This window comes from Dolosicoccus paucivorans (assembly GCF_900100125.1).
GTDB classification, from domain to species: Bacteria; Bacillota; Bacilli; order Lactobacillales; family Aerococcaceae; genus Dolosicoccus; species Dolosicoccus paucivorans.
In genome coordinates this window covers 1-1,599 of record NZ_FNEL01000095.1, presented here as the reverse complement: position 1 = coordinate 1,599, position 1,599 = coordinate 1, and the positions used below count along the sequence as shown (strand labels likewise).

Annotated in this window: 3 protein-coding genes; all 3 read right to left on the bottom strand. The window is 32.8% G+C overall.

Annotation, left to right across the window (positions count from 1 at the left end; all coding sequences use genetic code 11):
* Positions 1-18: 18 nt before the first annotated feature.
* Positions 19-582, bottom strand: a complete 564-nt coding sequence (locus tag BLR79_RS08690) for a DUF2254 family protein (RefSeq protein ID WP_092087045.1) — start codon at positions 580-582, stop codon at positions 19-21.
* A gap of 134 nt (positions 583-716) precedes the next feature.
* The gene (locus BLR79_RS08685) at positions 717-926 is read right to left on the bottom strand and encodes a hypothetical protein (protein ID WP_092087042.1); all 210 of its coding nucleotides are present in this window, start codon (positions 924-926) and stop codon (positions 717-719) included.
* A 6-nt stretch (positions 927-932) separates the two neighbouring features.
* On the bottom strand, positions 933-1,526 hold the full coding sequence (locus BLR79_RS08680; protein ID WP_159427642.1) for a hypothetical protein: 594 nt from the start codon (positions 1,524-1,526) through the stop codon (positions 933-935).
* Positions 1,527-1,599 lie beyond the last annotated feature (73 nt).

Sequence of the window (1,599 nt, the reverse complement as noted above, 5' to 3'; positions counted from 1 at the left end):
TTTCATTGGGTCTGCTAACTACAATGATAACATGAAATCCACATGGCGTTTTTTATTCACAAACGGGCGGCTAAGTTGATTATATAATCCACCAGAAGTTTTTACAGATTTAAGAACTGTTTTAACAAAAAGCATAAAATAAATCATTGAAGCCATAGCATATAAAATGCCGATTGTTCCCGAAATAACTTTTGCATTCTCCGGTGCATTTTGAATCAATAATAAAGAAAAAATACTATAAAAAAATCCACCAATAAAAATGCCAAATAAACTTAAAACGGACGGCTGATCGACAAAATCTTGTTCTACACGAGGCGTATATTCAGACGCATATTGATTAAGCACTGTTAAAATAGTAGTAAATGAAAAGGTTGTGACTGTTAAAAATACACCAGCTAAGCTTGAAAGAAAAGTCGTTGAAATTTCTTTAGTCAGCATTAAAGGTGCCAACCATTCATCACCAATTAGTCGACTACGATCGATTAAAAAGGAGAAAATAAGAAGGAAGACGGAAATCAACGAAAATTTTATAATATTTAAGATGTTACGGTTGTTATTTAAATAGAGTTTTAGATGCATCATATCAACTCACCTCATTTCTTCTAGATTATACCAAATTCTCTCTTATTTAGCGCAAAATAAAAACACCCTAATGGGCGTTTAAACATCCTCCACCTCTTCTTTTAAAGATTTTAAAGCCGTTAAAGTGTTTTCATCTAGTAATCCGTCCATGGACGTATGACTTCGTCTAACAATTGATCTTTCAAAGTATCTGATTGAATAGTTTGTGATATTTCATTTTGCCTGGGTAGTTCTGTTGACGTGCTTTTCTTTAAACTTACACTATCTTCAAACAATAAAGTTTCTTCTCGCAGGGTCAAACGACCACTTGAAGGTAATTGTTCTTTAAGTGACGTGCCCAACATCAACAATTAAGTACAACTTTCTTTTAAAACGTGCACTCCTTGATGTTTTAAGTCTGACTTTGTAATGATTGATTTTTTTCTATTCAATTTTTGTTTATCTCTTAGAGCAACTGTAATTGGAGTAGCATCTGGATTCGGTAATTCAAAAGATTGAAAATCTAAATAGTATTGATCGTTGGCCCATTGGGGGTAGATTCCTTCCATGAAGTTTAAAAGGTCAGTGCCTAAAGAAGTCATATAAACTTGTTGCTGATTAGCTCCTCGAGTATTAATAATTCTTCTTAAATAAAACTTTCTGAAGATCTTTTGAAATTCTTCAGGCAATACTTTACGATCTTTTTGCTCACGGTTTGAAAATAGTTCGACGTAAAATAAACCATCATCTTCTTCGGAATCTTCTAAGTTAAACTGCATCTCTAATTTTTTAGCATCCTTTAAATATAAAAGAGCCACATATTCATTGTACTTCACTTTGAACCAGGCGTTGTTTGATTGAATATAGGTCGTTAGTTGATCTAAAAAATTAGGATTATTTCGCCAAGTAAAAGTTGGTACTTCTAGCAACTGACTTCTCAATTCCTGATCACTAATGCGTAACACTTTAACTTAGTGTAAAATAACTGTTGGTAAGCTAAAAGCAAAAAAGATAACCCTCTGCTATACTGTTAGTAGC